19 protein-coding genes are annotated in these 23119 nt (G+C 73.1%); 9 read left to right on the forward strand and 10 right to left on the reverse strand.

The window, feature by feature from the left end:
• The first annotated feature begins 163 nt into the window (after positions 1-163).
• Together nadA and ABD374_RS27080 are read left to right on the forward strand one after the other, a co-directional pair.
• Positions 164-1342: a quinolinate synthase NadA gene (nadA, locus tag ABD374_RS27075; protein WP_486388637.1), complete on the forward strand. Its 1179-nt coding sequence runs from the start codon at positions 164-166 to the stop codon at positions 1340-1342.
• 129 nt (positions 1343-1471) lie between these two features.
• The gene (locus tag ABD374_RS27080) at positions 1472-1864 is read left to right on the forward strand and encodes a YciI family protein (RefSeq protein ID WP_344498380.1); all 393 of its coding nucleotides are present in this window, start codon (positions 1472-1474) and stop codon (positions 1862-1864) included.
• Positions 1865-1956: 92 nt separating this feature from the next.
• Here the strand turns inward: ABD374_RS27080 and ABD374_RS27085 are convergent, their stop codons facing one another.
• The 5 genes from ABD374_RS27085 to ABD374_RS27105 form a co-directional block, all read right to left on the reverse strand.
• Positions 1957-5127, reverse strand: coding sequence for an efflux RND transporter permease subunit (locus ABD374_RS27085; protein ID WP_344498382.1), 3171 nt, complete (start codon positions 5125-5127; stop codon positions 1957-1959).
• 146 nt (positions 5128-5273) lie between these two features.
• On the reverse strand, positions 5274-5972 hold the full coding sequence (locus ABD374_RS27090) for a response regulator (RefSeq protein WP_344498384.1): 699 nt from the start codon (positions 5970-5972) through the stop codon (positions 5274-5276).
• Positions 5969-7249: a sensor histidine kinase gene (locus ABD374_RS27095; protein WP_344498386.1), complete on the reverse strand. Its 1281-nt coding sequence runs from the start codon at positions 7247-7249 to the stop codon at positions 5969-5971. The genes ABD374_RS27090 and ABD374_RS27095 overlap by 4 nt, the downstream gene beginning before the upstream one ends.
• A gap of 428 nt (positions 7250-7677) precedes the next feature.
• The gene (pspAA, locus tag ABD374_RS27100; protein ID WP_344498388.1) at positions 7678-7956 is read right to left on the reverse strand and encodes a PspA-associated protein PspAA; all 279 of its coding nucleotides are present in this window, start codon (positions 7954-7956) and stop codon (positions 7678-7680) included.
• A 30-nt stretch (positions 7957-7986) separates the two neighbouring features.
• A complete protein-coding gene (locus ABD374_RS27105; RefSeq protein ID WP_344498390.1) occupies positions 7987-8778 on the reverse strand; it encodes a PspA/IM30 family protein in 792 nt (263 codons plus the stop codon).
• Positions 8779-9029: 251 nt separating this feature from the next.
• Between ABD374_RS27105 and ABD374_RS27110 the strand changes: the two genes are divergently transcribed.
• The 3 genes from ABD374_RS27110 to ABD374_RS27120 all read left to right on the forward strand — a co-directional run bounded on the left by ABD374_RS27110 (position 9030) and on the right by ABD374_RS27120 (position 11601).
• The gene (locus ABD374_RS27110; protein ID WP_344498392.1) at positions 9030-9629 is read left to right on the forward strand and encodes a DUF3043 domain-containing protein; all 600 of its coding nucleotides are present in this window, start codon (positions 9030-9032) and stop codon (positions 9627-9629) included.
• A gap of 77 nt (positions 9630-9706) precedes the next feature.
• A complete protein-coding gene (locus ABD374_RS27115) occupies positions 9707-10441 on the forward strand; it encodes a class I SAM-dependent methyltransferase (protein ID WP_344498450.1) in 735 nt (244 codons plus the stop codon).
• A 68-nt stretch (positions 10442-10509) separates the two neighbouring features.
• Positions 10510-11601 carry a S1C family serine protease gene (locus ABD374_RS27120; protein ID WP_344498394.1) on the forward strand — a complete coding sequence of 364 codons (1092 nt, stop codon included), beginning with the start codon at positions 10510-10512 and terminating at the stop codon, positions 11599-11601.
• A gap of 141 nt (positions 11602-11742) precedes the next feature.
• Here ABD374_RS27120 and ABD374_RS27125 read toward each other — a convergent pair whose 3' ends face one another.
• Positions 11743-11952, reverse strand: coding sequence for a hypothetical protein (locus ABD374_RS27125; protein WP_344498396.1), 210 nt, complete (start codon positions 11950-11952; stop codon positions 11743-11745).
• Between the two features lie 109 nt (positions 11953-12061).
• On the opposite strand from ABD374_RS27125, the gene ABD374_RS27130 reads away from it, so the two are divergent.
• The 4 genes from ABD374_RS27130 (at position 12062) to ABD374_RS27145 (ending at position 18479) form a co-directional block, all read left to right on the forward strand.
• Positions 12062-13261, forward strand: a complete 1200-nt coding sequence (locus ABD374_RS27130) for a bifunctional adenosylcobinamide kinase/adenosylcobinamide-phosphate guanylyltransferase (RefSeq protein WP_344498398.1) — start codon at positions 12062-12064, stop codon at positions 13259-13261.
• Between the two features lie 204 nt (positions 13262-13465).
• Positions 13466-14584 carry a nicotinate-nucleotide--dimethylbenzimidazole phosphoribosyltransferase gene (cobT, locus tag ABD374_RS27135; RefSeq protein WP_344498400.1) on the forward strand — a complete coding sequence of 373 codons (1119 nt, stop codon included), beginning with the start codon at positions 13466-13468 and terminating at the stop codon, positions 14582-14584.
• A 385-nt stretch (positions 14585-14969) separates the two neighbouring features.
• Positions 14970-15752, forward strand: a complete 783-nt coding sequence (locus ABD374_RS27140) for an adenosylcobinamide-GDP ribazoletransferase (RefSeq protein WP_344498402.1) — start codon at positions 14970-14972, stop codon at positions 15750-15752.
• 90 nt (positions 15753-15842) lie between these two features.
• The gene (locus tag ABD374_RS27145) at positions 15843-18479 is read left to right on the forward strand and encodes a type 1 periplasmic-binding domain-containing protein (protein ID WP_344498404.1); all 2637 of its coding nucleotides are present in this window, start codon (positions 15843-15845) and stop codon (positions 18477-18479) included.
• 16 nt (positions 18480-18495) lie between these two features.
• On the opposite strand, the gene ABD374_RS27150 is transcribed toward ABD374_RS27145, so the two are convergent.
• Genes ABD374_RS27150 through pelF form a run of 4 tightly spaced genes read right to left on the reverse strand, consistent with a single transcriptional unit; the run spans position 18496 to position 23111 of the window.
• Positions 18496-19299 (reverse strand): endo alpha-1,4 polygalactosaminidase, encoded by an 804-nt coding sequence (locus tag ABD374_RS27150; RefSeq protein WP_344498406.1) that lies wholly within the window; start codon positions 19297-19299, stop codon positions 18496-18498.
• A complete protein-coding gene (locus ABD374_RS27155) occupies positions 19296-19931 on the reverse strand; it encodes a spherulation-specific family 4 protein (protein WP_344498408.1) in 636 nt (211 codons plus the stop codon). Before ABD374_RS27155 ends, ABD374_RS27150 begins: the two co-directional genes overlap by 4 nt.
• Positions 19932-19941: 10 nt before the next feature.
• Positions 19942-21570: a hypothetical protein gene (locus ABD374_RS27160; RefSeq protein WP_344498410.1), complete on the reverse strand. Its 1629-nt coding sequence runs from the start codon at positions 21568-21570 to the stop codon at positions 19942-19944.
• Complete coding sequence (pelF, locus tag ABD374_RS27165) at positions 21570-23111, reverse strand: GT4 family glycosyltransferase PelF (RefSeq protein ID WP_344498412.1); 1542 nt, start codon at positions 23109-23111, stop codon at positions 21570-21572. The genes ABD374_RS27160 and pelF overlap by 1 nt, the downstream gene beginning before the upstream one ends.
• Positions 23112-23119 lie beyond the last annotated feature (8 nt).

Consider the following 23119-nt stretch of genomic DNA (forward strand, 5'->3'; position numbering starts at 1 on the left):
CCATTCATGCTCGCACACCCCGTTCCGCAGGGGCACGGGGCCGGAGCCGACGGCAATTCGTCACATCGACGACATCGGCATCGTCAAAGTGACATGAAGCGGTTATGATAGATAATGTCAAATCGACGAAAAGCGTGTTCGCAGACAAGAAAGGGTGCGTGTGGTGACCACCGCCCAGCCACTGGACGTCCAGCCGACGCCGCTCGCTCTCCTGCTGCTCGGCCGCGAGGCCGACGCCAGGAGCGAGCGCGGTGTGGACTGCCCCGGCGACCTGCCCTCGCCCTCCGACCCGGACCTGGTGGAGCGCGCCCGCGCCGCCAAGGAAAAGCTCGGGGACAAGGTCTTCGTCCTCGGCCACCACTACCAGCGTGACGAGGTCATCCAGTTCGCCGACGTCACCGGGGACTCCTTCAAGCTGGCCAAGGACGCGGCCGCCAGGCCGGAGGCCGAGTACATCGTCTTCTGCGGCGTGCACTTCATGGCCGAGTCCGCGGACATCCTGACCTCCGACGACCAGAAGGTCGTGCTCCCCGACCTGGCGGCGGGGTGCTCGATGGCCGACATGGCCACCGCCGAGCAGGTCGCCGAGTGCTGGGACGTGCTGACCGAGGCCGGTGTGGCCGAGCAGGTCGTGCCCGTGTCGTACATGAACTCCTCCGCCGACATCAAGGCGTTCACCGGCAAGCACGGCGGGACGATCTGTACGTCGTCGAACGCCAAGCGGGCGCTGGACTGGGCCTTCGAGCAGGGCGAGAAGGTCCTCTTCCTGCCCGACCAGCACCTCGGGCGCAACACCGCGGTGCGGGACATGGGCATGTCGCTGGACGACTGCGTGCTCTACAACCCGCACAAGCCGAACGGCGGCCTGACGGTCGAGGAGCTGCGGAACGCGAAGATGATCCTGTGGCGCGGGCACTGCTCGGTGCACGGGCGCTTCTCGGTCGAGTCCGTCAACGACGTGCGTGAGCGCATCCCGGGCGTCAACGTCCTCGTGCACCCCGAGTGCAAGCACGAGGTCGTGGCGGCCGCCGACCACGTCGGATCGACGGAGTACATCATCAAGATGCTGGAGGCGGCTCCGGCCGGCTCCAAGTGGGCCATCGGCACCGAGCTGAACCTGGTGCAGCGGCTCGCCAACCGGTTCGCCCCGGAGGGCAAGGAGGTCGTCTTCCTCGACAAGACGGTCTGCTTCTGCTCGACCATGAACCGCATCGACCTGCCGCACCTGGTGTGGGCGCTGGAGTCGCTGGCCGAGGGCAACCTCGTCAACCGCATCGAGGTCGAGCGCGAGACCGAGCAGTTCGCAAAGCTCGCGCTGGAGCGGATGCTGGCGCTGCCGTAGGCCCTGCCGTACGTCCACGTCCTTCCCGTACGTCTCGCACCGCACCCCCTCACGCCTCGCGTCAGGGGGTGCGGTGGTTGCGCCCACCTGCCACCGTGGAAGCGAGGAAGGGTGAGGACTATGGAGTACATGATCCAGATGAACGTGCCCGCCGACGAGTGGGACGGCATGATGTCGTCGTTCTCCAAGGACGACATGCTGGCGATGTTCGCGCACATGGACGCGCTCAACCAGGAGATCGGCGCGGCGGGCGAACTGGTGGAGGCCCGTGGTCTCGGCGGGCCCGCGATGGTCAAGACGGTACGGGCGACGGGCGACGGCCGGGCGAAGGTGACCGACGGGCCCGCGGAGCCCGGGCGCATCCTGGCCGGCTACTGGGTGGTCGACGTCAAGGACGAGGAGCGGGCCCTGGAGATCGCCGCGCGGGCCTCGGCCTGCCCCGGCCCCGGCGGCAAGCCCGGGAGCGATCCGGTCGAGGTGCACGCCATCCCCCAGGGGCCGCCCGAGGTTCCGGAGCCCTGACCCCCGAGCGGACCCGGCCGGGCCCGGAACGGGGTGAGCCCCGGCCCCCGGGAAGGGGGCCGGGGCTCACCCCGTTCCGTGCCGTACGCCGGTCAGACCTTCGCCGGCTCCGGCTCCTGCGACCCGGTGCCGGAGTCGGGACCGGACGGAGCCCGGGTGCCCGCCTTCGCCGCGCGCCTGGCCGCCTTCTTCTCGGCCCGGCGCTCCTTGCGGAGCTCCACCATCGCGTACAGCGTCGGCACCAGGAGCAGCGTCAGCAGCGTCGACGTGATCAGACCGCCGATCACCACGATCGCCAGCGGCTTCGAGATGAAACCGCCCTCGCCGGTGATGCCCAGCGCCATCGGCAGCAGCGCGAAGATCGTCGCGAGCGCCGTCATCAGGATCGGGCGCAGGCGGTGACGCCCGCCCTCCAGGACCGCCTCGACGACGCCCAGGCCCTGGTCCCGGTACTGGTTGATCAGGTCGATCAGCACGATCGCGTTGGTGACCACGATGCCGATCAGCATCAGCATGCCGATCATCGCCGGGACGCCCATCGGCGTACCGGTGAGGAGCAGCAGGCCGAGCGCGCCGGTCGCCGCGAACGGGATGGAGACCAGCAGAATCAGCGGCTGGACGAGCGAGCGGAACGTCGCCACCAGCAGCATGAAGACGATCGCGACGGCCGCCAGCATGGCCAGGCCGAGCTGGGCGAACGCCTCGTCCTGGTCGGAGGAGACGCCGCCGATCTCGACGCTCGCGCCCTCCGGCAGCTCCTTCTCCAGCTCGGTGATCTCCGTCTGGAGCGCGGCGGTCACCGCGCCCGTGTTGTCGGCGGTCGGCTTGGCCGTGATCGTCGCGGCGCGGGCGCCGTCGATCCGGGTCTGGGAGACCGGCCCCGCGACCAGCTTCACGTCGGCGATGTCACCGAGCTCCACCCGGCCGAGGTTCAGCTTCTTCAGCTCGTCCAGCGTGGTGGCCGGCCTGGCCGACTTCACGACGACATCGCGCTCGGTGTCGTCCAGGATCGCCTTGCCCGAGGTGGTGCCGCGCACCGCCTGGGTGACGGCGGCGCCGAGCGTGGCCTGGTCGAAGCCCGCGGCGGCCGCCCTGTCATTGGCCTTGACGGAGATCCGGGGCACGCTCTGGGCCAGGTCGCTCTGGACGTCGGTGACGTCGTCGAGCTCGGCGACCGCGTTCCGTACCTGCTCGGACGCCTTCTTCAGCACGTCGCCGTCACCGGCCTTCACCACGACGCTCAGGTCCTGGCTGCCGAAGCCGCCGCCCGCGCCGATCGTGGTCTCGCCGATGCCGTCGAGCTTGCCCAGCTCCTCGTCGATCCGGTCCTGGGTGGCCTCGAAGTCGGAGGCGTCCTCAAGGGTCAGCTGGTACGTCGCCTGGTTGGCGCCCGTGCCTCCGCCGAAAGCGGCCGCGAAGCCCGAGGAGCCGACCGTGACCTGGTAGTCCTTGATCGTGTCGATGGAGTCGAGCGCCTTCTCGACCTTCAGCGCGGCCCGGTCGGCGGCGGCCAGGCTGGTGCCCGGCTCCAGCTCCTGGGTGACGGACAGGGTGTCCTGCTCGCCCTGGTCGAGGAAGTTGGTCTTCAGCAGCGGCGCCATGGCGAACGTACCGAGAAGGACGACGATCGCGATGGCCAGGCTGGAGAGGCGGCGGCGGGTCGCGAAGCGCAGCACCGGGACGTACGTCCGCTGGAGACGGCTGCGCTCCTCCTTCTCCTCCGCCCTGCGGCGCAGCTCCGCCGGGTCGACGCCCTCGGAGCCCTTCGGGGGACGCAGGAACCAGTACGAGAAGACCGGCACCACGGTGAGCGAGACCAGCAGCGAGGCGAGCAGGGCCGCCGTGACGGTGAGGGAGAACGAGCCGAACAGCTGGCCCACCATGCCGCCGACCAGGCCGATCGGCAGGAAGACGGCGACGGTGGTCAGCGTGGAGGCGGTGACCGCGCCGGCCACCTCCTTGACCGCGGTGGTGATCGCCGCGTGGCGCTCCTCGCCGTACGCCAGGTGACGCTTGATGTTCTCCAGGACCACGATCGAGTCGTCGACGACGCGGCCGATCGCGATGGTCAGCGCGCCGAGCGTGAGGACGTTGAGCGACAGGTCGCGGGTCCACAGCACGATCAGCGCGAGGACGACCGACAGCGGGATGGAGATGGCCGTGACGAGCGTCGAGCGGACCGACGCCAGGAAGACCAGGATGACGATCACGGCGAAGACCAGGCCGAGGGCGCCCTCGGTGGTCAGACCGGAGATCGACTTGGAGACCGCCGGGCCCTGGTCGAAGACGACCGCGATCTCGCTGTCCGCGCCGATGCTCGCGCGCAGGTCGGGCAGGAGGTCCGTGACCGCGTCGGAGATGGCGACGGCGCTGCCGTCCTGGTCCATGGTGATGGCCAGGGACAGGCTGGGCTTGCCGTTGGTACGGGTGATGGAGACCGCGGTGGCGGGCTGCTCCTCGACGGTGGCGACGTCACCGAGGCGTACCGGCTTCGGCGGCTTGCCGCCCTGGCCGGCGGGTGCGCCGGCGGTGACGCGCAGGTCCTCGATCTGCTCCAGCGACGTGTAGCCGCCGCCGACCTGGACCGTACGGCTCTTGCCGTCCTCGGCGAAGGAGCCGCCCGGGACGGTGGCACCGCCCGCCTGGAGGGCCCGGCTGAGCGCGGAGACGTCGAGGCCGGCCGCCGCGAGCTTCTTGCCGTCGGGGGTGACGGCGACCTGGAGGTCCCGTACGCCGTCGATGGCGACCTGGCTCACGCCGTCGATGTCCTCCAGGCGGGGGACGACGGTGTTCTCCAGCCGGTCGGCGAGCGCCTGCTGGTCCTGGGCCGAGGTGACGGCGAGCAGGACGGTCGGTATGTCGTCCGTCGAACCGGCCACGACCTGCGGGTCGACGTCGGCGGGCAGCTGGGCGCGGGAGCGGTTCACGGCCTGCTGGACGTCGGCGACGAGCTGCTTGGTGTCGTTGCCGTAGTCGAACTGGGCCATGATCACGGCGTTGCCCTCGCTCGCCGTGGAGGTGACGCCGGTGATGCCGTCGACTGCCTTGATGGTGTTTTCGAGCGGTTCGACGACCTGCTTCTCGACCACGTCGGGGGACGCACCCTGGTAGGGCGCCAGCACGGAGACCATCGGGAACTCGATGGTGGGCAGCAGTTGCTGCTTGAGCTGCGGTATCGCGATGGCGCCGAAGACGATCGCGATGATCGACATCAGACCGATCAGCGCCCGCTGAGCGAGGCTGAATCTGGACAGCCAGGACATGGGTGGGTCTCTCTTCTGTGGCGTGCGAGGCAGGCGGACACGGTGGTCCGCTTATACGATCAGCCATGCGAAGAGGTCGGTTCCTCGCTCCCAAGTGCCTTTCTTGTGCCGCGCATACCGCAGCTGGAGTACGCGCCGCTACACCTTCACTCCACCCTCGGCCGCACCAGACCCGATTCGTACGCGATTACCACCAATTGGGCTCGATCGCGGGCGCCGAGCTTCGCCATCGCCCTGTTCACATGGGTCTTGACGGTGAGCGGGCTGACGACCAGCCGCTCGGCGATCTCGTCGTTGGAGTGGCCGCCCGCGACCTGGACGAGGACCTCGCGCTCGCGCACGGTCAGCGCCGAGAGCCGCTCGGCACGGGCCGCGGCGGCCTCGTCGTCCTCCGAACTGCCGCCCTGGGCCAGGAACTTGGCGATCAGGCCCTTCGTGGCGACGGGCGAGAGCAGGGCCTCACCGGCCGCGGCGATGCGGATGGCGTTGAGCAGTTCGTCCGGCTCCGCCCCCTTGCCGAGGAAGCCGGAGGCACCGGCGCGCAGGGCCTGCACGACGTACTCGTCGACCTCGAAGGTCGTCAGCATGACGACGCGCACCGCGGACAGCTCCGGGTCCTCGCTGATCATGCGGGTGGCGGCGAGGCCGTCCGTACCGGGCATGCGGATGTCCATCAGGACGACGTCGGCGCGCAGGGCGCGGGCGAGTTCGACGGCCCGGGCGCCGTCCGCGGCCTCGCCGACGACCTCCATGTCCGGCTCGGAGTCCACCAGGACCCGGAAGGCGCTGCGCAGGAGCGCCTGGTCGTCGGCGAGCAGGACGCGGATGGTCGTGGCCGTCGTCATGTGTCTTCCCCCGTACCGGTACGCGCCGTGAACGGCAGGATCGCATGTACGCGGAACCCGCCGCCGTAGCGGGGACCCGCGGTCAGGGTCCCGCCGAGGGCGGTGACGCGCTCGCGCATCCCGGTGAGGCCGTGGCCGCCGCCGGCTTCGGGGCCCTCCGCCCCGGCGGTCTCCCCCGCCGTCCCCCCGGCCGCCTTCCCGGCCGTCCTCGCACCGTTGTCGATCACCGTGACTTCGGCGGACGAGCCGACGCGGACCACGCTCACCTCGGCCTTGGCGTGCGGGCCCGCGTGCTTCTGGACGTTGGTCAGGGACTCCTGGATGATCCGGTACGCCGCGAGGTCGACGGCGGCGGGGAGGGGGGCGGCCACTTCGTTGTCCGGCCTGGCCACCTCCACCGGGAGGCCCGCGTGGCGGAAGGTGTCAAGGAGCTGGTCGAGCACGGCGAGGCCGGGGGCGGGCTCGGTCGGGGCCTCGGGGTCGCCGGACTGGCGGAGCAGGCCGACGGTGGCGCGCAGCTCGTTCAGTGCGGAGCGGCTGGCCTCCCGTACGTGCGCGAGGGCTTCCTTGGCCTGGTCGGGGCGCTTGTCCATGACGTGGGCCGCGACGCCCGCCTGGACGTTGACGAGAGCGATGTGGTGGGCGACGACGTCGTGCAGGTCGCGGGCGATGCGCAGGCGCTCCTCCGCGACCCGGCGGCGGGCCTCCTCCTCCCGGGTGCGTTCGGCGCGTTCGGCGCGTTCACGGATGGCGTCGACGAAGGCGCGGCGGCTGCGCACGGCGTCTCCGGCCGTCGCCCCGATGCCGGTCCAGGCGAAGATCCCCAGGTTCTCCTGGGAGTACCAGGGGCCGGAGCCGAAGCACATCGCGGCGGCCGTCAGGCCGGTCATCGTCAGCAGGCCCACGCACCAGGTGGTGGGGCGGTCCGTGCGGGACGCGACGGTGTAGAGCGCGATGACGGCGCTCATCGCGACGGGCGCCGGCGGGTCGCCCGCGACGAGCTCGACGAGTGTGACCACGCCCGTGAAGGCGAGTACGCCCATGGGCCTGCGGCGCCGCAGGACGAGGGCGGCGGAACCGAGCACCATCAGGACGACGCTGCGGGCTCCGGGGACCCGGGTGCCGAAGGTCGGTCCGTTGGGGCTGCCGTGCGGATCGGCGAAGGATCCGGCCACGATCATCACCAGCACGGCGAGCGCCAGGGCGGCGTCGAGGGCGAGGGGGTGTGCGCGGAGCCAGCACCGGGACCGGGCGCAGCCCGTACCGAGGGCAGTCATGGCGCAACGGTACGGGGTGCGGGCGGGCGGGGGGCAGCGGTGCGGGGCGGGTAGGGGCCGCTGCGCGGAGCCGTTGCCCTGCCCGCCCCTTCCCGAAGCCGGGGCAAGCCCCTGGGCCTCCCCTTGTCCTCAATCGCCGGACGGGCTTGAGGTGGTCTGGGTGGGCCCGAGGAGGGCGGGAGGTGGGATTGAGGTGGCCGGGGCCGGACCCGAGAGGGCCGGGGCCGGACCCGAGAGGGCCGGGGACGGACCCGAGAGGGCCGGGGACGGACCCGAGAGGGCCGGGGACGGACCCGAGAGGGCCGGGGACGGACCCGAGAGGGCCGGGGACGGACCCGAGGGGGCCGGGGACGGACCCGAGGGGGCCGGGGACGGACCCGAGGGGGCCGGGGACGGACCCGAGGGGGCCGGGGACGGACCCGAGGGGGTCAGCCGGGGATCAGGCCGTCGTCGGTCAGCATCTCGCGGACCTCGTCCAGCGTCGCGTCCTGCGACGGGAGGATCAGTTCCGAAGGTTCCAGGGACTCGTCCGGCAACGGCTCCCCCAGGCGGCGTACCGCTTCGAGGAGCGCGCCGAGCGTGCGCCGGAAGCCGGACTCGTCCCCGCTCTCCATTTCGGCGAGCAGTTCGTCGTCCAGCTTGTTCAGCTCGGTGAGGTGGCTGTCGGCCAGCCTCACCTGCCCCTCCCCCATGATCCGTACGATCACGACGTTCTCCCTTGGTGGAGTGAGGGCGGCCTACTGCTTGTCGAAGTTGTGCCGGGGCTGCGACTGCTGCGTCGGCTGCTGCGTCCCGTCCTGCGCGCCGCCTTCGAGCGCCTGCTGCTGCGCCGTCGGACCGCCCGCCAGCTCGGCCTTCATGCGTTGCAGTTCCAGCTCCACATCCGTACCACCGGAGATGCGGTCCAGCTCGGCGGCGATGTCGTCCTTCGCCATCCCGGACGGGTCGTCCAGGGCGCCGGAGGCCAGCAGCTCGTCGATCGCGCCGGCCCGCGCCTGGAGCTGCGCGGTCTTGTCCTCGGCCCGCTGGATCGCCAGGCCGACGTCGCCCATCTCCTCGGAGATGCCGGAGAATGCCTCGCCGATCCGGGTCTGCGCCTGCGCGGCGGTGTAGGTGGCCTTGATGGTCTCCTTCTTCGTGCGGAAGGCGTCGACCTTGGCCTGGAGGCGCTGCGCGGCGAGCGTCAGCTTCTCCTCCTCGCCCTGGAGCGTCCGGTGCTGCGTCTCCAGATCGGTGACCTGCTGCTGCAGCGCGGCGCGGCGGGACAGCGCCTCGCGGGCGAGGTCCTCCCGGCCGAGTGCGAGCGCCTTGCGGCCCTGGTCCTCCAGCTTGGAGGACTGGCCCTGCAACTGGTTCAGCTGCAGTTCGAGGCGCTTGCGCGACGTCGCCACGTCGGCGACACCGCGGCGTACCTTCTGGAGCAGCTCCAGCTGTTTCTGGTACGAGTAATCGAGGGTCTCGCGCGGATCCTCGGCCCGGTCAAGGGCCTTGTTTGCCTTCGCGCGGAAGATCATCCCCATACGCTTCATGACACCGCTCATGGGCTTCGCGCGCCCCCTTCTGACGGACTACGGACTCCGGCTCCAGCACTTGAACCCACACTACGGGCCCTGCATCCATTACCGCACTGTTCGCGGGCTGATGCGCTCCTCCTCCAGGACGACTACGATCCGCCGGGCTCCAGCTCAGGGAGTAGGTGACGGCCGGGGAAACCGACCGTTGCGGGATCGTTCCCCTCGAGGCTGTGGTCCATGCCCGGCACCCCGTACCCTTGGGCTTTGTGTTCCGTAGCCGTTCCTCCAAGGAAGAGAAGGCCCCCACCGACAAGGTGCAGGTGGACCTCTCCAAGCAGCCCCGTGATCCGCAGGCCCCGAAGGGCCGCCCGACCCCGAAGCGCGCTGTCGCACAGTCGCAGCGCCGCAGCGTGGCGGCGACCCCGGCGAACCGCAAGGAGGCGATGAAGCGTCAGCGCGAGGCCCGCCGTGCGGACCTGGCAAGGCAGCGGGAGGCACTGGCGAGCGGAGACGAGCGCTACCTGCCGGCCCGCGACAAGGGCCCCGTCCGCCGCTTCGTGCGCGACTTCGTCGACTCCCGCTTCTGCGTGGCCGAGTTCTTCCTGCCGCTCGCGGTGGTGATCCTCGTCCTCAGCATGATCCGCACCAGCAACATCCAGAACATCGCGCTGCTGCTGTGGCTCGGTGTGATCGTGATGATCGTCATCGACTCGATCGGCCTGGTCATCCGGCTCAAGAAGCAGCTGAACGAGCGCTTCCCGAACGAGCCGAAGCGCGGCGCCGTGGCCTACGGCCTGATGCGTACGCTCCAGATGCGCCGCCTGCGTCTGCCCAAGCCCCAGGTCAAGCGCGGGGAACGGCCCTGAGCGCGGACGCCGCGGACATCACGGGCGCGTCCCGGCCCGAAGGCGCGGCGGCCGGCCCGCCGAAGGGCATCGGCACTCTGCGCGACACCGTCAGCCAGGAACTGGTCGCCCGCCGGCTCGACGAGCAGATATCGGCCCGCTTCCCGGTGGGCCGGCGGCTCGCCGTGCTCGACGTCGGCATGGGCCGGGGCGCGCAGGCCCTGCGTCTGGCCCGGGCCGGTCACAAGGTGACCGGTCTGGAGTCCGACCGGGACATGCTGGCGGCGGCGCGCGAGGCGCTCGCCGGTGAGCCCGAGGGCATCCGCGAGCGGGTGCGCATGATCGAGGGCGACGGCACCGAGACCGGGGTGCACTTCCTGCCCGGCAGCTTCGACGTGGTGCTGTGCCACGGCGTGCTGATGCACGTCCAGGAGCCCGACGCCATGGTCGCGGGCCTGGCGAGGATGCTGGCGCCCGGCGGACTGCTGTCGCTGCTCGTACGGAACGCCGACGCGCTCGCGATGCGGTCCGGCCTCGCCGGGGACTGGGCGGGGGCGCTCGCCGCGTTCGACTCGGACACGTACACCAACCGGCTCGGCCTGCCGGTCCGCGCCGACCGGCTCGGCGCGCTGAAGGCGACCCTCGCCGGGATCGCCGCTCCGCTGCACGCCTGGTACGGCGTGCGGATCTTCACCGACCACGTCGAGGACGACGAGGCGGAACTCTCCGCGGAGCAACTGGAACGGGTACTGGCCCTGGAGGACCGGGCCGGGCGTACCGACCCCTACCGGCAGGTCGCCGCGCTGCTGCACCTGTGCGGCGTACGCGGCTGAGAGCGCCGGGGTCCTCTGATGGACCCGCTCCACGGGCCCGGAATTTCCATAAAAGGGACACTCCAGGCATGGACGGATCACGTAACCCCAGCCGTGCGCGCCGCCGCCTCCCGCTGCCCCTGACCGCCGGAGCCTGTGCGGTCGCGCTGCTGTGTCTGAGCGGCTGTTCCGACCCGGACGCGGCGTCCGCTCCGGCGTCCACCGCGGACGCGGGCGCGCCGGTGGCGCCCGGGGCGCGGGAGGATCTGCAGAGCGACTACCAAGAGGTGATCAGGGAGGTGCTGCCCTCGGTCGTCCAGATCGACGCGTCCGACAGCCTGGGATCGGGCGTCGTCTACGACGACAAGGGGCACGTGGTCACCAATGCCCACGTGGTCGGCCGGGAGAAGAGCTTCAAGGTCACGGCCGCCACCGGCGGTACCACGCTCGGCGCCAAGCTGGTCGCCGCGTACCCCGAGCAGGACCTCGCCGTCATCAAGCTCGACCGTCTCCCCGGCGGGCTGAGGGCCGCGAGGTTCGCGGACTCCTCCGAGGTCGGGGTCGGGCAGATCGTGCTGGCGATGGGCAGTCCGCTGGGGCTTTCCAGCAGCGTCACGCAGGGCATCGTCTCCGCGGTCGGCAGGACCGTGAGCGAGGGGCGTTCGGGCGGCGGCACGGGCGCGACCATCGCGAACATGGTGCAGACGTCGGCCGCGATCAATCCGGGCAACAGCGGGGGCGCGCTGGTCGACCTCGACAGCGCGGTCATCGGCATCCCGACGCTCGCGGTGGCCGACCCGGAACTGGGCGGCGCCGCGGCGCCGGGGATCGGGTTCGCGATCCCGTCCTCGATGGTGAAGACGGTGGCCGACCAGATCATCAGGGACGGCAGGGTCACCGACTCGGGGCGGGCGGCCCTGGACATCACGGCCCGTACGGTCGTGAACAGCGCCTTCGAGCCGGCCGGCATCGCCGTCGTCTCGACCGAGCCGGACGGCGCGGCGGCGCAGGCGGGCCTGAAGGCCGGGGACGTCATCACCGCGGTCGACTCCGCCACCATCGCCACGGTCACCTCGCTGGCGGAGGCGCTGGCCCCGCACAAGCCGGGCGACCGGGTGCGGGTGAGTTATCTGCGCGACGGCGAGAAGCGCACGGCGGACGTCACCCTCGGCGAGATCTAGGACGCGTCCGGTGTGCCTCGGCGCCCGGTCACCGGGCGGGCTCGGTGCGAGCCCGCCCGGCGGCCGGGGGCAGGTGGCCGGACCGTCACGTCCGCACGCCACCGGACCGTCAGGCCCTCAGGCCCTCAGGCCCTCAGGCCCTCAGGCATCTTCGGCGTGCAGGCTCATCGGGCCGTAGATCTTCGTGCCGTCGTCGAAGAGCACCACCTGGTCGGCGCCGCCCTCGACCAGGTCCTTCCAGATCTCGCCGATCCACGACTCCGCGTCGCCCTGCGTGGTGAACTCCTCCGGCACCACCGCAGGCTGGACCTCCGTACCGTCGGCCTTCTCGAACCGCCACGTCCACGCCATGTTCGCCTCCCGGGTCCCGCCCGTGCTTTTGTCCAGCACAGCCTGCCCCGCAGAGTAGCCGGGGTATCCGGGCGCGCGTCACCGGCGAGGACGCGGGAGGATCGTCCTCGTGGAACTGACTCTCCTCGGCACCGGGGCCCCGACCGGCCTGCCCCGCCCCGACTGCCCCTGCGCCTCGTGCGCCACCGCCCGCGGCGGCCTGGCGCGGGCGGCGACCGCGCTGCTCGTGGACGACGCCCTGCTGCTCGACCTGACACCGGGGGCGGTGCTGGCCGCCGCCCGCGCCGGGCACTCCCTCACCGGCGTACGGCAGGTGCTGCTGACGCATCCGCACGACGGGCCGCCGGTGGAGCTGCCGGCCGGGCTGCCGGCGGCCGGGCGGGTGCCGGACGGGCAGGAACTGACGCTGATCAGCGGGCACCGGGTGCGGGCCGTCCCGATGGACGCGCCCGGCACGGGGTACGAGGTGACCTCGCCGGACGGCGAGGTGCTGCTGTACCTGCCGCCGGGCGGCGCTCCCGCCGGGGTGGGGGCGGGCGGCCGTGCGTACGACATGGTCGTCGCCGACGTCACGGGCCGGCCCGACGCGCTGGCGCGGCTGCGGGCGGCCGGAGCCGTCGGTGCGGCCACGGACGTCGTCGCCGTACATCTCGACCACGACGTGCCGCCGGGCCCCGAGCTGGAGCGGCGGCTCGCGGCGGCGGGTGCGCGGACCGTGCCGGACGGGACGACCGTGGTCGTCGGCGAGTACCACGCGGTGCCGGACGTGCCGCGCCGGACGCTGGTGCTGGGCGGGGCGCGGTCGGGCAAGTCGGTGGAGGCCGAGCGGCGCCTGGAGACCTTTCCCGAGGTGGTGTACGTCGCCACGAGCGGCACCCGGGAGGGGGACGGGGAGTGGGCGGAGCGCGTGGGGCTGCACCGGGAGCGCAGGCCGGGGGCGTGGCGTACCGAGGAGACGTGTGAGCTGGCGCCGCTGCTGGCGGCGGACGGGCCGCCGCTGCTGATCGACTGCCTGGCGCTGTGGCTGACCGACGCGATGGACCGGGTCGGGGCGTGGGACGACGCGAAGTGGGCGGCGGGCGGGCAGCGGGAGCTGCGGGAGCGGGTGGCGGAGCTGGTGGGGGCGGTGCGGGCCACGCGGCGGACGGTGGTGGCGGTGAGCAACGAGGTGGGATCGGGCGTGGTGCCGGCCACGGCGAGCGGGCGCCGGTTCCGGGACGAAGTGGGGCGGCTGAACGCGGCGTTCGCCGGGGAGTGCGAGCAGGTCCTGCTGGTGGTGGCGGGGCAGATGGTGGTGTTGCGCGGGTGAGCGGCTGGGCCGAGCCTTCCGGGGTGGCGCCTTCCGGGCTACGCCCCGGCCCCGCTCCTCAAAGTGCCGAAGGAGCCGGAGTTGCCCGGTGGCGCATCCGGCTCAGCCGCGTCGGGCCGGTCCGGCGGCCGGGGACACGGGGGACCCGCGGGGCGCCCGAACCGCTGACGGGTCGTCAGCGAAGGTGCCGGTACTGTTCGGCGAATGAGCTCGCTTAACCTCGACGACTTTTCCGACCTGATCGAGCGCCCGGACGGTGGCGTGCGGCGCGACGCCGAAGAGCGCCGGGAGCGGCTGGTCGTGCCGCCCGGCGCGCTCGGCCGGCTCGACGAGCTGGGTGAGTGGCTGTCGGCCGCGCAGTCGTCCGTACGGGTCAAGCCCGTGGAGCGGGCGCGCGTGGTCCTCTTCGCCGGTGACCACGGCGTGGCGGAACTGGGCGTGTCGGCCCGCCCCGCCGGGAGCGCCCACCGGCTCGTGCGCGCCGTGCTGGACGGCGGGAGCCCCGTCGCCGTGCTGGCCCGCCGTTCGGGCGCGTCGGTGCGGATCGTCGACGCCGGACTCGACTGCGATCCGGAGCTGCTCCCCGAAGACGTCGTACGCCACCGGGTGCGGCGCGGCAGCGGGCGCATCGACGTCGAGGACGCGCTCACCGCGGAGGAGGCCGAGCAGGCCGTACGCCTGGGCATGGCGATCGCCGACGAGGAGGCCGACTCCGGGACCGATCTGGTCGTACTCGGCGATCTGAGCGTCGGCGGCACGACCGCGGCCGCCACTCTGATCGCCGCCCTGTGCGGCACGGACGCCTCCGTGGTCACCGGGCGCGGCGGTGTCCACATCGACGACCTGGCGTGGATGCGCAAGTGCGCGGCCATCCGGGACGCGCTGCGCCGGGCGCGTCCGGTCCTCGGCGACCAGCTGGAGCTGCTGGCGACCGTGGGCGGCGCCGATCTCGCCGCGGCGACCGGTTTCCTGCTCCAGTGCGCCGTGCGGCGTACGCCGGTGATCCTCGACGGCGTGGTGTCCGCGGCCTGCGCCCTGGTCGGCCAGCGCGCCGCCTTCCGGGCACCGGACTGGTGGCTCGCGGGCCAGGTGAGCGGCGAGCCGGGCCAGGCGAAGGCGCTGGACCGGATGGCACTCCATCCGCTGCTCGATCACGGCGTCACCGCGGGGGAAGGAACCGGCGCGCTGCTCGCGCTTCCCCTCGTGCAGGCCGCTGCCGCCCTCGCGGCGGAGCTGCCCGAGCGGACGCCGGACGACGAGGTGCCGGGCGACGAGGCGACGGACGGCGTGGCGGCCGGCGGGACCGGCGGCGCGACGGGCTGACCGTGGGGGGCGGCAGGTGCGGCCGACGGTCGCACCTGCCGCCCGCTCCGCACCGCGGTGCCCCATATCGCCGCGTTACACGGCGGAAGCCCGCTTGGCCACCGCAGGGAAGAACCGGTGCCCCCAGGCCGCGCCGGAGCGCGGCATCCACCGTCCGGTATCTGCGCGCCGTCACCTTCGTCGGCTTCCTGAGGTTCCTGAGGTTCCTGAGCGCCGCCCAGGTCTCCCTCGGCCACTCGGCAGCCCGCGCCGAGGGCCTCCTCGGTCCGCCCGGCCCGCCCGGCCTCCGATACCACCAGTGACCCATGCCACTCGGCCCCGCTCTGGGTGATTTTGTGCCTTATGCGCAACTTACCGGCCTCCCCCGGCGACTAGCGTGCGCGCCGTGACCTCTCTCCTCAGCGACGGCATACGTTTCGCCTTCGGCACGCTCACCGTGCTTCCCGTACGCGTGACCCGGTGGGACCGCGAAGCGGCCCGCGCCGGGATGCTGTGCGCTCCCCTCGCGGGGCTCGTCGTGGGCCTGTGCGCCGCGGCGGCCGGTGGCGTGCTCCTGCTGCTCGGCTCGGGGCCGCTGCTCGCCGCCGTGGCGAGTACGGCCGCGCCCGCCGTCCTCACCCGGGGCCTGCACCTCGACGGTCTCGCCGACACCGCCGACGGCCTGGGCAGCGGCAAGCCCGCCGGCGAGGCGCTGCGCGTCATGAAGCAGTCGGACATCGGCCCGTTCGGTGTCATCACGCTGCTGTTCGTGCTGCTGGCCCAGGTCGCGTCGCTCTTCGAGCTGTACGCCGCCGGGTGGGCGCACGGCGCGGCGGGGGCCGCCGTGTCGGCCGTCGCCGGCCGCCTCGCCCTGACCCTCGCCTCCCGCGCGGGCGTCCCGCCGGCCCGCCCCGAAGGGCTGGGCGCGGCGGTCGCGGGGACGGTTCCGGTACACACCGCGACGGCTGCCACGCTCCTGTTGTCCGCCGCCTGCGCGGGCGCCGCGGGCGCGCTCCTGGGGCCGTACGCCGCCCTGCACCACGCGGTCGCCGTCCTGCTCGCGCTCGCCGCCTCGCACCTGCTGCTGCGCCACTGCGTGCGCCGCTTCGGCGGGGTCACGGGCGACGTCTTCGGCGGCGTCGCGGAAACCGCTGTGACGGCCGCGCTGATGGTCCTGGTGCTGAAGTGACAGGGCAATACTCGCGGTGCACAAGGCAGTTGACGAGTCGTCATCGAAAGGTGCACGCTCTTCCCCCACGGCTGTCGGGGGAGACAGAAGATGCCCGAGTTTCCTGGCTGGGACCACAGCGGCGAGTTCACTGAGGCCTACCGCAAGGCGGTGCGCGGCCGGTCACGGCTGTCGAAGCGCGGCCCCAAGCACCCTCCCATCGTGCTGCGCACCGGCGCGGAGGAGGCCCAGCAGGCCCTGGAGGCCCTGGAACTGGGCCTCCAGCGCTCGTCGAGGGCGCGGGGCACCGTACCGTGCACGCCGTACGCCCATGTCGACTGGCGCGGCGGCTCCAGGACCGAGCTGATCGCCAGGATCGCCGAGGAGCTGAAGAAGAACGCTCCCGAGGAGGCGGGCAGGGTGCGGCTGCCCGCGTACGACCTGCTCCAGTGCGTCGCCGACCACCGGGCGGGGACCGACCCGCACCTGGCGGACCGGGTGTTCGCCCGGCACCGGGGCCGCGCGACCGCGGTACTGCCGGCCGACGACGCCACGGGCACCACGATCAACGCGGGATTCATGACCGTCCCGCTCCGCTCCGTCTGGTCGGTGACGGAGCGCGTCCGCCTCAAGCTCTGGGAACGCCGCTGGGAGTGGCGTCTCGCGCGGCGCAGGCGCTACCGCCTGCTGTGGCCGGAGAACTACCGCGGCAACCGCACGTACGCCGCCGCGCTCGACGAGTTCCTCCGGACGTGGGAGGCGGCCGCCCGGCCCGGCAGCGGCCCCCGGGACGCCGACCGGTGGGACGGGCTGCTCCTCGCCGCCCTGATGACCGACCTGTACGGCCACGCGCGCCAGGGCCTGCTCCACCCCGGCCGCAGGCGCCGCCGCCCGCGCCACGCGCTGCTGCTCAACGGGGCGCGGACCGGGGCAGGCGGCGACGGGGGCAGCGCGGCCGTGGCGGGCTTCGTCCGGCTGTACGGCGCCCAGCAGCGGCCGAGCCCCAACGCCGCCACGGTGGTGGTGGCCGCGCTGCCGGACGCGCACGACGCGGCGCCGGGCGGCGGCACGCTGGAGGAGGCCGCGCGCCGGCTCGACCCCGCGAAGGGGACGGTCCCGACGCCCTACGAGGTGCGGCTCGCCCGCCCGGAACCGGGCAGCCGCGGCGTCACGGTGGCGCCGGTGTGGACGCCGTGGGTGCGGCTGCGGCCCGGCAGGGAACTGGCCCTCGAAGCGGGGGCGCTCGCCGTCACGCTCTGGCTCACCGGACAGCTCGCCTTCCTCCCGTACCTCGACAGCCCCTTCACCGACACCTACACGCAGTGCCTCACCGGAAAGGACTACGTGCGGCAGTCCAGGGCGGCCGGGCCCGCGCTCCCCGCCCAGTACGCCGACGCCCTCAAGATGATCGCGGAGCAGAACAGGGTCGCGCGGGCCGAGGGCGAGCCGGAGCGGACCGTGACCATCGCCCACGTGCGCGCCTCGATGGCGCCGAACGCGGCCGAGCGGCGGTCCGGCGCGGCCATCCCCGAACTGCGCGGGCTGGCCCTGGCCCAGCAGGCGCTGCACCGGCTGGCGCCCGCCAACGACAACGGGATCTGGGTGCGGATCAAGACGTACGACGCCGGGGTGCAGTTCAAGAACGCCCGCAAGGTGGCGGCGGAGATCGTCCGCGAGGCGGAGAAGGACCAGCACCTCATCGGCGTCACCGGATTCACCGAGAGCCGGACGGAGACGGTCGAGGCGCTGCGCGTGCTGAATTCGGCCCGGATTCCCATCGTGAGCTCCACGGCCACGGCGAAAGCCATGGAGGTCGGGCGTTATTACCACGGCGCCGCGCCCAACAACAAGCGGGAGGCGCGGGTCGTGGCGGAGTTCGCGAAGAGAGCCAACACCGTACGTACGGGAGAGGATTCCTGCGCACCCGCGGAAAGCGTCGCCGTGGTGACCGACCCGACCGATGTGTACAGCGACGAGCTGGGCAAGGAGTTCGTCAAGGACTTCCACTCCGCGGAGAGCCGCATCGGTTACATACCCGGCGGGAACAACGGAGTCGTCGTACCGAACGAGCCCGACCTCGACATGAAGTTCAGCATGTCCGAGGTGGCGGAGGCGGTGTGCAGCAGGGTCGCGGGAAAGAAGAAGACGCTGGTCTACTGGACCTCGCGGGTGAGGGAATTCGACAATTTCCTGGAGACGTACCAGAGCCTGAGCAAGTGCGCCAACAGGGATCTCACGGTGATGGGCGGAAACGAACTCACCAATGCGGCGCTCTCCGGCGGATTCGTGGGGAAGTCGTGGCTGCACCTCTATCACACGGCCCATATGCTGCCCGCCGGTCATCCGGACCGCAGCGCGACGGCGAAGGCGTTCAACGACGCGTACACCGAGGAATTCACGGAATCCGACCTGTGGCTGAACGACGGGCACGCCGCGCTCGCCCATGACGCGGTGCAGGTGCTCGCCCAGGCCACGAGTCAGGCGAACGCGGCGGGCGTGGAGCTGACGCGCCCCAACGTCCAGCAGATCGTCAACAGCGGTTCGTTCGACCTGGAGGGGGCCAGCGGCCGTCTGCGGTTCGCGGCGGGCTCGCTGCAGCGCCCGCTCAACAAGCTGCTGACCGTGCTGCACCACGGGAAGGACGGTTCGGCGCCGGTGCTGATGTGCGGGGACTCCGGGAAGAACATCGACGCGGGGAAGGAGTGGCGGCAGGGCGGCAGGGCGTACGGCTGCCCGCAGGACGAGTAGGCGGCGCGCTCCGCGCTCACGCGCAGGGCTCGCGCCACACCCCCAGGTCGTACTTCTTCAGCATCGAGCTGAGCCGCAGCTCGCGCGCCCCGGGGCAGAAGTCGCGCGTCGCCAGCTCGTACTCCACGTGGAAGACGGCCTTGCCGGCCGTGATGAACGGCGTGAGCTCCGCGCACTCCTCGTACTGGGCGCACTGCTCGTTGACCGCGAAGTCGAAGTCGTCCACCAGTTCCGGGATCTGGTCGAGGTCGTTCTTGAGGCCGACGGCGAGGCCCCGGCCGTGGGCGAGGCGGGCGATCAGTCGGTTGTAGCGCAGCTGGTCGGCGGCGGTCAGCGGGAAGCCGGTGCGGTTGCGGTAGCCGTCCATGTTGTCGGGCTCGACCGCGTCGAAGCCCTTCTCCCGGCACAGGTCCATGCGGCGGGCCATCAGGGGCTCCAGGGCGTCGGTACGGCGGATGTCGAGCCAGCGCTCGCCCTTCCAGCCGTTGCCCCGGCCCAGTACGGACTCGGGGAACTCGCCGGCGTCCGGCCTGAAGTCCTCCCACGCGCCGGTCGAGAGGTAGCAGATGACCTTGCGGCCCCGGCGGTGCAGATCGGCGACGGCGGAGGCGGGGTGGTCGAAGCCGTCGATGTCGTACACCTCCGCGTCGACGGCCGGGTCGAGCGTGCCGCTGAGCTGCCACTGCCAGGTGAGACCGGGCTTCGGCTGCCAGCGCGCGGACTTCGGTCCGCGGTCGTCCGGCGCGGGGGCGCCGCCGTCCGCGCAGCCGGCGAGGAGCAGCAGCACGAGCAGGAGGAGCAGTGCGCTTCTGGACCTCACCGGGCCGCCTCCAGGACGTGCGGCAGGGTCCCCCACGGGTGCGGTGCTCCGCCCGGTACGGCGCAGCCGGTCCCGGCGGTGAACGCGGCGGCGGGCGGCGCGTCGTACACGAGGTGGCAGAACCGGCCGGGCGCGTGCGCCGCCGTCCAGGGCGGGGCGTCCGGGGCGCTCCGGTACGTGTCCCAGGTGCCCTCGAACGTGACGAGGACGTCGGCGAGCGCGAGGTAGCCGGGGTCGGGGTGGACGCCGTGGTTGAGCACGAGGACGGCCGCGCCGGACACCCGCGCGGCGACCGCGAGACGCCGGTAGTGGGGCAGCGCGTCCGGCTCCGACGCCACCTGGTCCAGGAAGGCGCCGTCCGCGCCGTACCAGTCGCGGTGGCGCAGCAGGTCCTGGAACACCGCGGCGTGCGGGCGCCGGGCGTAGTCCGTGTCGGCGTACCCGAGGACGCGTACGCCCGCCGCGCGCAGCCGCGACGACACGGCGGCGAAGGCCGGGTCGGGCGCGGCCCCGGAGCCGTTGTCGGGGTTGAGTACGACGCCGTACAGACGGGGGGCGGCGCGGATCAGGGCCTCCCAGGCGTCCGGGCGTTCGGCGGGGTGCTCGTAGAAGGGTACGAGCAGGTTCTTCACGTGGGCATCCTCAATGGCGGTGGGCCGTCGCGCGGCCGAGCCGTACGCAGACCAGGGCGGTCAGGGCGGCGGACGCGACGACGGGGACGGCGAGCGCGACGGTGCCGGCGGCGGCGGAGTCCGCGAAGAGCGCCGCCGTCTGGAGGAGCGCGGCCGCGCCGGACGACTGGAGCAGCAGCCCCGTCCACAGCATGGCACCGGTGAGCAGCAGGCCGGTCGCGCGGGCCGCGTCGGGTACGGGCGCGCCGAGCCACAGCAGGGTCGTCACGGCGAGGAGGGCGAGCAGCACGGTGAGGTAACCGCCGAGGCACTGGGCGAGGGCGACGGTGGCGGCGCGCCGGAAGGCGCGCGGCGTGGTGCTTGCCCGCAGCCCGGCGTCGCACCGGCGCCGGAACCGGTACAGGAGCCACTCGGCGGGCCCCATGCTGAGCGTGAGCGCGACGGCGCCGGGGGCGGCGACGATCCCGGAGACACCTCCGGCGAGCAGGTTCCGGAGCACGGCATGCAGCACGAGCACGCCGGTCGCGAGCCCGAAGACCCCGTACGGCACGGACCGCCACAGCGACGGCCCGGCGACCGCGCCCGGCGCCGGCCCGGGGCGCCCCGCGGCTGCGGCCGGGGAGCCGGCCGGGACTCGTCCGGCGGAGCTTTTCCCCGCCCGGCCCCTTCCCGGACGGGGGCTCTGCCCCGGGTCCCGCTCCCCGGGCGCCGGAGGGGGCGGAGTGCCCCGGTGGTGCGAAGGGGCCGCGCGGCCGGGCCGCAGGACGTCGCGGCGGGAACGGGCCGGGCGGGGAACGGAGGGTCCGCGGGCCCCCAGCACCACGCGGGCCGCCAGGGCCAGGACCGCCGCCCCCGGCCCCACCAGCAGCGCCGCCCTCCCCGCGCCCGGGACGTCGTGCACCAGGGTCAGCAGGGCGCCCAGCGCCATCGGGGCCAGGGCGTACAGCAGCAGGCGCTCGCGGTCCAGCACCAGCAGCGCCGTCGCCGCGCCCTGGTACAGCGCCTGGGCGGTGGCGAACGCGGCCGCCCAGCCCTCCCCGAGCCCCGCCGCGGCGACGGCGGCCGCCGTGCCCAGCAGGGCGCCCGCCGGGGCGCCGGTGAGCAGGGCGCGGGCGGCGGCCGGCCGGTCGCCGAGCCCGAGCCAGGTGTACGCGCGGTGGGCCAGCGCCTGGTTCCACGCCCAGCCGGTGAGCGCGCCGGCGAGGATGACGTCCGTCCCGGCGGGCAGGCCGCGCCCGTCCCCCTCCGCGCCGGCCAGGAACGGCGCCCCCAGGACGTACGCGAGTCCCGGCAGCGCGAACACCAGCCCGCGCAGCAGGCAGCCGGCGAGGCCCGTGCGCCAGGAGCCGCCGGACGGCGCGTCCGGTCCGGGGTAGGCGCGGGGCACCCGCGCGAACAGGTCCTCGGCCAGCGCGAAGGAGTCCTCGCGGCCGTACGTCAGCCGGATGTGATCGTCCGTCATGCCGTCGGACTCGAGGATCGCGGCGATCTCGTCGGGGTGCACGGCGGCCTCCGCCGGCCCGCGCAGCCGGTCGGCGAGTTCGTCGAAGGGATCGGCCGCCCAGCGCGGGCGCGGGTGCGGCACGCGCGGCAGCGTGTCGCGCCGTACGGCGGGGTCCGTCCACAGGGGCCCGCTCATCAGGCCGCCCCGTGGGTCGTCAGGTCGCTCCACCAGGGGTCCCTGAGTTCGCTCGTCCAGTCGGTCGCGGGCCCGGCGGCGAACGGCTCCCGCACCCGCGTCCCGCCGGCCAGTTCGTGGTAGATCTCGCGGAAGCCCTCGACCGAGCGCCGCAGCGTGAACAGGTCGATCACCCGCCGGCGCGCGAGCCGCCCCAGCTCGGTCCGCCGGGCGTCGTCCGCCATGAGGCCGAGCACCGCCCGCGCCATCGCCCCGGGGTCGCGCGGGGGCACCACGATCCCCGTGTCACCGACGGCCTCCCGTACGCCGCCGACGTCCGTCGACACCGTCGTGCGCCCGCACGACATCGCTTCGAGGATGCTGAAGGGAAAGCCTTCGCTGATGCTGGAGAGCATCACCACGTGCCCCGCCCCGTAGGCGCGCGCCACGTCGGAGATGCGCCCCTCGAAGGCGATGCCGTCGCCGACGCCGAGTTCGGCCGCGAGTTTGTCCAGCTTCGTCCGGTACTCCTCACCGCCGTCCGGCACCCCGCCGAAGAGCCGCAGCCGCAGCTCGGGCAGGCGGGCGCGGGCCAGCGCGTAGGCCCGTACGAGCGTCTCCAGGTCCTTGATCGGGTCGATGCGGCCGGCCCAGGTGAGGGTGGGGACCTCCGGTTCGGGACCGGCGTGCGGGAAGAGGTGGGGGTCGACGCCGTTGTAGACGGTGCGGATGCGGTCGGCGGGGGCGCCGCCCCGCTCCTCCCATCGGCGGTTGTACTGGTTGCAGGGCGTGATCAGGTCGGCCTCCCGGTAGCCGAGCGAGTTGAGTGCCCGGTAGAAGCCGAGCAGCAGCGCCTTGACCGGCCAGCGCTGGGCGGCCGTGCGGTGGCCGAGGTAGCGCTCGCGCAGGTAGATGCCGTGCTCGGTGAGGAGGAAGGGGGCCCCGTCGAAGTGCTTGGCGGCGAGCGCGGGCAGGGTGGCGAGCCCGCTGCTGACGGCGTGCGCGACGCTGCCCGCGGGTATGCGGGCGGCCAGCGGGCGCAGCAGGTGTTCCAGCAGGTCGGTGGCGGTGAGCGCGTCGTGGAGGGTGGGGTCGGCGCGGGCCGTCGGCAGGTGCCGCATGGTCCAGATCCCGGTCAGGGTCCGCAGGGCCGCCTCGGTGCGCAGGGCGGTGGTGAGCCGCCCCTGCCGGGCGAGGGCGGCCAGGGCGTACAGCTCGTGGCCGAAGTCGCAGCCGGCCTCCGGGTCGAGTACGGCCAGCAGGAAGCGTTCGTACGCGGCGAGGAAGCGGCGGCGCTCCCGGCCGGCGAAGGGGCGCGGGCCGCGCCGGGGCCCCTTGCCCCCCGCCGTCTCCGCTCCCCACAGCGGGACCGTCGTGTGGTGGCGGACGTTGCCCGGCAGCTCCCAGGTCACGGGCTCGCGGCCGTTGCCGGTGAGCGAGACGAGGTGGAAGCCGATGTCGGGCATTCCGCGGACGAGCTGGTCGCACCAGGTGCTGACGCCGCCCTGGACGTGCGGGTAGGTGCCTTCGGTGAGCATGCTGACGTGGAGCCCGCGGCTCATGTTCGTGT

It is taken from the genome of Streptomyces enissocaesilis (assembly GCF_039533765.1).
Classification (GTDB): domain Bacteria; phylum Actinomycetota; class Actinomycetes; order Streptomycetales; family Streptomycetaceae; genus Streptomyces; species Streptomyces enissocaesilis.